This window comes from Actinosynnema sp. (assembly GCF_052038725.1).
Genome location: NZ_JBQGCX010000935.1, coordinates 1 through 7144, shown reverse-complemented (window position 1 = coordinate 7144; position 7144 = coordinate 1). Strand labels below are relative to the sequence as shown.

Sequence of the window (7144 nt, the reverse complement as noted above, 5' to 3'; positions counted from 1 at the left end):
GACGGCGGGCGGATCGCCCCTGGCGGGCGGATCGCCGCTGGCAGGCGGATCACCCACGGTGGGCGGGGTGCCGTTGGTGGGCGGGGTGCCGGTGGTGGGCAGATCGCCTCTGGTGGGCGGGGTGCCTCTGGCGGCCGGATCGCCCATGGCAGATGGCTCAGCGTTGGCGGGCGGGGCGCCACCAGCAGGCGGGTCGCCCCTGGCGACGTGGGTGCTGGAGGAGGCGGTGGGCTACCTGGGCGCGGGGATCGCGACCCTGGTGAACCTGTTCAACCCCGAGCGGATCGTGCTCGGCGGCTGGGCCGGGGCGGCCCTGGGCGGGGACTGGTTGCCCGCGATCGTGGCGGCGACGCGGGAGCACGCGCTGCGGCACCCGTTCGCCAGGGTGCGCCTGGAAGCCGGGCGCCTGGGGCCCGACGCGGTGGCCGTCGGCGCGGCGACGCTGCCGGTCGCGGCGCTGCTGGAGCGGGCCGCCGACCCGCGTGCGCCGGTGCGCAGGCGCGGGGCGCACTTGGCCTAACCGCAGGGGGTTCGCGTGTCGGCCAGATGTCGGAAACCCGCCGTTGACGTTGCCGCGAGCCCGGAGCTAGGCTGCGTGAGAGCGCTCTCACGCCTCCGGTGCCACGGAGGCGTCCCGCACTCCCCGAACCACCACCGCACGTCCCACCACGGCGCGGGGCCCCGGCCCGCGCGCCCGAACCGCGCACACCGCGGTGCCGGACACGTGAAGCCGGGGCCCCGCGCGCCCGGTGGACCGCTCCCGGCCGAGCCGGGGAGGTCACCGCCATCACCACCGCACCGACCGACCCGCGCTCCCCCGACCTCGGCCCGAACGTCCTCCTGCTCCGCCCCGGTCAGCCCGACGCGCAGCGGCGGGTCGACGAGATCACCCGCGCCAGGCGCACCGACCAGTTCGGCGAGGGCAGGCACGCGGTCCTGCTCCTGCCCGGCCACCACCGGCTGGACGTCGACCTGCGCTTCTACACCCAGGTCGCCGGCCTCGGCGCGCTCCCGGACGACGTGGTCGTGCAGGGGCGCGTGCGGGTCGAGGCGGACTGGCTCCCCCAGCTCGACGACCCGGCCGGCCTCGGCAACGCGACGCAGAACTTCTGGCGCGGCGCGGAGAACCTGAGCGTCACCCCGCCTCCGGGCCAGGTCGAGCGCTGGGCGGTGTCGCAGGCCGCCGCCTACCGCAGGATGCACCTGCGCGGCCCCGTCGAGCTGTGGGACGGCCGCGTCGGCTGGGCGTCCGGGGGCCTGATCGCGGACAGCCGGATCGACGGCCCGGTCGACTCCGGCACGCAGCAGCAGTTCCTGACCCGCAACAGCGAGCTGGGCGCGGGCTGGCGCGGCTCGTCGTGGAACATGGTGTTCGTCGGCACGACCGGCGCCCCCGCGCACTCCTACCCCGATCCCCCGTTCACCACCGTGGAGTCCACGCCGCTGGTGCGGGAGAAGCCGTTCCTGTTCGTGGCGGACGACGAGTTCCGCGTCTTCCTCCCCGCGCCGCGCCGCGACTGCGTCGGCACCAGCTGGGGTTCCGGCGCGCCGGAGGGCACGTCGCTGTCGCTGGCGGAGTTCTTCGTCGCGCGCCCCGGAACCCCGGTGGCGGTGGTGAACTCCGCGCTGGAGCGGGGGAAGCACCTGCTGCTGACGCCGGGCGTGCACCGCCTGGACGGCACGATCACCGTGCGGCGTCCGGGAACCGTGGTGCTGGGCCTGGGCCTGGCCACCCTGACCAGCGAGACCGGCGGCCCGGCGCTGGTCACCTCGGACGTGCCGGGGATCAGGCTCGCCGGGTTCCTGATCGACGCGGGCCGCGCGGGCGCGCCCGTGCTGCTCCGGGTGGGCGAACCCGGTTGCGGCGCCGGGCACCGCGCCGACCCGATCTCGCTGCACGACGTCTACCTGCGCGTCGGCGGCCCGTGGGCCGGGCGCGCCGAGGTCAGCCTGGAGGTCAACAGCTCGGACGTGCTCATCGACCACACCTGGGCCTGGCGCGCGGACCACGGCGAGGGCGTCGGCTGGGACGTGAACACCGCGCGGGACGGCGTGGTGGTGAACGGCGACCGGGTGGTGGCGCACGGGCTGTTCACCGAGCACTACCAGCGGCACAGCCTGCTGTGGAACGGCGAGGAGGGCAGGGTCTACTTCTTCCAGAACGAGCTGCCGTACGACCCGCCGTCGCAGGCCGAGTGGCGCGGCGGCGGTGGCGCGCGCGGCCTGCCGGGGTACAAGGTGGCGGACCACGTGCGCGACCACCGGGCGTGGGGCCTCGGCGTGTACTGCTTCAACGAGGCCGACCCGACCGTGGTCACCGACACCGCGGTCGAGGCGCCGACCGCGCCGGGGGTGCGCCTGACCAGCCTGGTCGCGGTGTCCCTCGGCGGGGTCGGCACGATCGCGTCCGTGGTGAACGGGACCGGCGGGGCGGCGGACTCGTCGCGGTTCGTCAGCCGGGTGGCGCGCTACCCGGCCTAGCGCCGGGCCAGGAGGCGCTGCGGCGCGCGGTGGGCGCGGTTCCACAGCTCCTCCACCGGGCCGCGCTCGAACCGCGCCATCCACCACGACGCGCCCGCGACCAGCAGCCCCGACACCACCAGCCACACCGCCACCACGAACGGCGCGCCCAGGTGCGCGCACCGGCTCGCGAGGCCGAAACCCCAGTCGTAGCACAGGACCGACGCGATCAGGTTCTGCCCGACGTAGCAGCTGAGCGCGCTGCGCCCGACCGCCGTGATGCCGCGCCGCAGCCGTCCGGCCTCGGACCTGGCGCGCAGCACCAGGTGCGTGATGAGCCCCAGCAGCCCGAAGGAGACGATCGGCGCGCACACGTACCGGTCCACCAGCGGCAGCGCGCCGCCGAGGAGGGTGGTGGCGAGGTTGAGCGGCACGCCCGCGCCGAGGCCGACCGCCAGCAGTCGGGCGCGCGCCGGGCGTCCCCGCGGGGAGTCCTCCACCGCACCGCCCCGCAGCAGCAGCGCCCCGGCCAGGAACAGCACGGCGCTGAGCGGGATCGCGAGCACCGCCTCCACCCGGTAGACGACGAGGTGCTCCCAGCGGTTCGCCACCTGGGCGGGCCAGCTGGACGTGTCGGTGGGCAGCCCGGAGACCCCGCCGCCGTCACCGGGGAACGCCGCCAGCGCGGCGGTGAGCGCGGCCACCACGAGCAGGTGGACCACCAGCGTCCCGGCCAGCCAGCGGCGCGTGGAGCGCGCGCCCCGGCCGACGACGCAGGCGACGAGCACGGACACCACCGCGTAGTACATGAGCACGTCGAACTCGAACAGCAGCGCGTAGTGCAGCAGCCCTTCGAGCAGCAGCAGCGCCGACCGCCACAGGTACCAGCCGGGCCACCGCTCCCCGCGCCGCACCGCCGACCGGTGCTGGAGCGCGACCCCGATCCCGAACAGGATCGACAGCAGCCCCAGGAACTTGCCGTTGGTCACCGCCCGCAGCAGCGCCTCCCCGACCGACCCCGCGCCGCTCAGGAAGGACGCGGGCCCGTCCGGCGACGCGAAGATCCACACGTTGGTGCCGAGCGTCCCCAGGATCGCCGCACCGCGCAGCACGTCGAGCGCGCTGATCCGTCCCTCGCCCATCTCCGGTCCTCCCCCCAGGCAGGTCGCGGCCCACGCTAGGCGCGGGATGCGGCCGGGCGCGTCGGCGGACGGTGCCACCACCACGTCCTCCCTTCGGAGGAGGAGCGCGGCGCGGAACCCCTGCGCGCGACGGGCCTTCGCGGTCCCGGAGCGGTGCGCTCCTCGCCACACGCCCGTAACCGGGGGATCGCTCGGCGCAACATCGGCTTCCTAGCTTCGAGGGGTTCCACCTGCCGAAAGGAGCCGCTGGTGCGATCCAGAACCCTTCGACGTGGTGCCGCAGCCCTCTTCCTCATCCCCCTGCTGGTCGCCGGGTGCGTGAGCGATCCGACCGCCGGGGGCTCGCCCGGCGCGAGCGCGACCGAGATCCGGGTGGGGGTGCTGCACTCGCTCAGCGGCACGATGGCCATCAGCGAGGTGACCGTCCGGGACGCCGAGCTGCTGGCGGTCGAGCAGCTCAACGCCGCGGGCGGGGTGCTGGGCAAGAAGCTGGTCCCGGTGGTGGAGGACGGGGCGTCGGACTGGCCGACGTTCGCCGAGAAGGCGCAGAAGCTCATCTCGCAGGACCGGGTGGCCGCCGTGTTCGGCGGGTGGACCTCCGCGAGCCGCAAGGCGATGCTGCCGGTGTTCGAGCGCAACAAGGCGCTGCTGTGGTACCCGGTGCAGTACGAGGGGCTGGAGAGCTCGCCGTACATCTTCTACACCGGCGCGACCACGAACCAGCAGATCGTCCCGGCGCTGGACTACCTGGTGTCGCAGGGGAAGAGGAGCCTGTTCCTGGTGGGCAGCGACTACGTGTTCCCGCGCACCGCCAACAAGATCATCAAGGCGTACGCGGCGGCGCGCGGCATCGAGGTGCTCGGCGAGGAGTACACGCCGCTGGGCCACACCGAGTACAGCACCGTGGTCAACAAGGTCGTCGACGCGCGGCCGGACGCGGTGTTCAACACCCTCAACGGGGACAGCAACGTGGCGTTCTTCAAGCAGCTGCGCGGTTCCGGCGTCACCCCGGAGCGCACGCCGGTGGTGTCGGTGAGCGTCGCCGAGGAGGAGGTCCGCGGCATCGGGCCGGAGAACGTCGCGGGGCACCTGGTGGCGTGGAACTATTACCAGACCACGGAAACCCCGGCCAACGGCGAGTTCGTCCGGGCCTACCGGGCGAAGCACGGCGCGGACAAGGTCACCTCGGACCCGATGGAGGCCGGGTACAACGCGGTGAAGCTGTGGGCCGCCGCGGTGACGGCGGCCGGGACCACCGAGGTGGAGGCCGTGCGCAAGGCCGCCGGGGGGATCGCCGTGGACGCGCCCGAGGGCCGCACCACCATCGACGGGGCGACCCAGCACGTGGCCAAGACCGCTCGGATCGGCGTGGTGCGGCCGGACGGGCAGATCGAGCAGGTGTGGGCCTCCGACGGCCCGATCGCGCCGGACCCGTACCTCAAGGGGTACCCGTGGGCCTCGGGGCTGGGCTGACGTGGCCGGGGCCGACCTGACCGCGCTGGCGAACCAGCTGCCCGTCGGGCTGAGCACGGCCGCCGTGCTGCTGCTGGCGGCGCTGGGGCTGACGTTCACCTTCGGCCAGATGGGCGTGGTGAACATGGCGCACGGCGAGTTCGTGATGGCGGGCGCGTACACCGCCTACCTGGTGCAGGGCGCGCTCGGCGGTTGGGCGTTCCCGCTCTCGCTCCCGGCGGCGTTCGTGGTGGCCGGGCTGCTGGGGCTGGCGCTGGAGGCGTCGCTGCTGCGGCGCTTCCACGGCAGGCCGCTGGACACGCTGCTGCTGACCTGGGGCGTGAGCCTGGTCCTGCAGCAGGTGGCGCGGGACGTGTTCGGCGCGCCGAACGTGCAGGTGGTGTCGCCGTCGTGGCTCGTGGGCGGGGTGGAGCTGCTGGGCGTCCGGCTGCCGCACAACCGGGTGTTCATCATCGGGCTGGCGGCGCTGTGCGCGGTCGGCGTGTGGCTGTACCTGGCCAGGTCGCCGCAGGGCAGGCGGGTGCGGGCGGTGGTGCAGAACCGGGAGCTGGCGGCGTGCAGCGGCATCGCGACCGGGCGGGTCGACCGGCTCACGTTCCTGCTCGGGTCCGGGCTGGCCGGGGTTGCCGGGGTGGCGCTCACCCTGGTCGGGCCGGTGGGTCCGACGCTGGGCGGGGCGTACCTGGTGGACGCGTTCCTGGTGGTGGTCGCGGGCGGGCTCGGGCAGCTGCGCGGCGCGGTGCTCGCGGCGGTGGCGCTGGGGTTCCTGAACAGCTTCCTGGAGCTGTACACGGACGCGAGCCTGGCCAAGGTGCTGGTGCTGGCAGCGGTGATCGTGTTCCTCCAGTTCCGGCCGCAGGGCATGTTCGTGCTGCGCGGGAGGTCGCTGGCATGAGCGGTGGATCTCAAGCGCGCCAGGGGCTTTCGCGGTTCGCGCTGCCGCTGTGCGTGGTGCTGCTGGCGGTCGCGCCGCTGGTGCTGTCCCCGTTCCGGCTCGGGCTGCTGGCGAAGTACCTGTGCTTCGCGATCGTCGCCGTGGGCATCGCGGTGGCGTGGGGGCGCGGCGGGATGCTCGTGCTGGGGCAGGGCGTGTTCTTCGGGCTCGGCGGCTACGCCATGGGGATGCACCTGAAGCTCGCCGAGGCCGGGGCTGCGGGTCTGCCGGACTTCATGGTGTGGAGCGGGGTCGAGGAGCTGCCCGCGCTGTGGGCGCCGTTCGCGAACCCGGTGTTCGCGCTCGCGGCCGTGGTGGTGCTGCCCGGCGCGGTCGCGTTCTGCCTGGGGCTGCTGGTGTTCCGGCAGCGGGTGCGCGGCGCGTACTTCGCGGTCCTGTCCCAGGCGCTGGCTGCGGCGTTCGTGATCCTGCTGGTCGGGCGGCAGGGGGTGACCGGCGGGACGAACGGGCTGACGAACTTCAGCTCGTTCTTCGGGCTGGACCTGGCCGACCCGGCCGGGCAGCGCGCGGTGTACTGGATCACCGCCGCCGCGCTGGTGGTGGTGTTCGCGGTCGCGCGGTGGGTGGTGCGCGGGCCGTTCGGGCGGCTGCTGGTGGCGGTGCGCGACGGCGAGGACCGGGTCCGGTTCCTCGGGTACGACCCGGCTCTGGTGCAGACGCTGGTGTTCACCGGGTCGGCGGTGGCGGCGGGGATCGCGGGGGCGCTGTTCGTGCCGGTCGTCGGGATCATCTCGCCCGCGCTGCTCGGGGTGGCCCCCGCGCTGGAGCTGCTGGTGGGGGTCGCGGTGGGCGGGCGGTTCTCGCTGGCGGGCGCGGTGGTCGGGGCGATCGCGGTGAACTACGCGAAGACGGTGTTCAGCGAGGACTTCGCGGAGGGCTGGCTGTACCTGCAGGGCGGGTTGTTCGTGCTGGTGCTGGTGTTCGCGCCGCGCGGGCTGGTGGAGCGGGCGCGGGAGTGGTGGGCGGGTGGACGGGCCGGTGGCGCGGGAGGTTCCGGTGGCGCGGGCGGCGGCGTGACGGGCGCCGTCCGGCGCAGCGAGGGGGTGGCCGGGTGAGCGCGGCGCTGGTGGTGCGCGGGCTGCGGGTGGGGTGCGACGGGCACCCCGCGCTCGAC

6 protein-coding genes are annotated in these 7144 nt (G+C 74.6%); 5 read left to right on the top strand and 1 reads right to left on the bottom strand.

What is annotated here, in order from left to right; all coding sequences use genetic code 11:
* The first annotated feature begins 145 nt into the window (after positions 1 to 145).
* Together ACTUAL_RS19835 and ACTUAL_RS19830 are read left to right on the top strand one after the other, a co-directional pair.
* Positions 146 to 520, top strand: coding sequence for an ROK family protein (locus ACTUAL_RS19835; protein ID WP_440901296.1), 375 nt, complete (start codon positions 146 to 148; stop codon positions 518 to 520).
* A gap of 98 nt (positions 521 to 618) precedes the next feature.
* Positions 619 to 2481, top strand: a complete 1863-nt coding sequence (locus ACTUAL_RS19830) for a coagulation factor 5/8 type domain-containing protein (protein ID WP_440901295.1) — start codon at positions 619 to 621, stop codon at positions 2479 to 2481.
* Here ACTUAL_RS19830 and ACTUAL_RS19825 read toward each other — a convergent pair.
* The gene (locus ACTUAL_RS19825; protein ID WP_440901294.1) at positions 2478 to 3602 is read right to left on the bottom strand and encodes a DUF418 domain-containing protein; all 1125 of its coding nucleotides are present in this window, start codon (positions 3600 to 3602) and stop codon (positions 2478 to 2480) included. The two genes, ACTUAL_RS19830 and ACTUAL_RS19825, sit on opposite strands and share 4 nt — an antisense overlap.
* Positions 3603 to 3851: 249 nt before the next feature.
* Here ACTUAL_RS19825 and urtA point away from each other — a divergent pair, with 249 nt between their 5' ends.
* The 3 genes from urtA to urtC are packed head-to-tail and all read left to right on the top strand — an operon-like array spanning position 3852 to position 7085.
* Positions 3852 to 5075 carry an urea ABC transporter substrate-binding protein gene (gene urtA, locus ACTUAL_RS19820; protein WP_096492250.1) on the top strand — a complete coding sequence of 408 codons (1224 nt, stop codon included), beginning with the start codon at positions 3852 to 3854 and terminating at the stop codon, positions 5073 to 5075.
* A 1-nt stretch (position 5076) separates the two neighbouring features.
* On the top strand, positions 5077 to 5970 hold the full coding sequence (gene urtB / locus ACTUAL_RS19815; protein WP_232519751.1) for an urea ABC transporter permease subunit UrtB: 894 nt from the start codon (positions 5077 to 5079) through the stop codon (positions 5968 to 5970).
* The gene (gene urtC, locus ACTUAL_RS19810) at positions 5967 to 7085 is read left to right on the top strand and encodes an urea ABC transporter permease subunit UrtC (RefSeq protein ID WP_440901293.1); all 1119 of its coding nucleotides are present in this window, start codon (positions 5967 to 5969) and stop codon (positions 7083 to 7085) included. The genes urtB and urtC overlap by 4 nt, the downstream gene beginning before the upstream one ends.
* The last annotated feature ends 59 nt before the right edge of the window (positions 7086 to 7144 follow it).

What these genes read in the sequence shown, in the direction of transcription:
- ACTUAL_RS19825 (WP_440901294.1), bottom strand. Translation starts at nt 3,602, where the DNA reads ATGGGCGAGGGACGGATCAGCGCGCTCGACGTGCTGCGCGGTGCGGCG.
- urtC (WP_440901293.1), top strand. Translation starts at nt 5,967, where the DNA reads ATGAGCGGTGGATCTCAAGCGCGCCAGGGGCTTTCGCGGTTCGCGCTG.
- ACTUAL_RS19835 (WP_440901296.1), top strand. Translation starts at nt 146, where the DNA reads ATGGCAGATGGCTCAGCGTTGGCGGGCGGGGCGCCACCAGCAGGCGGG.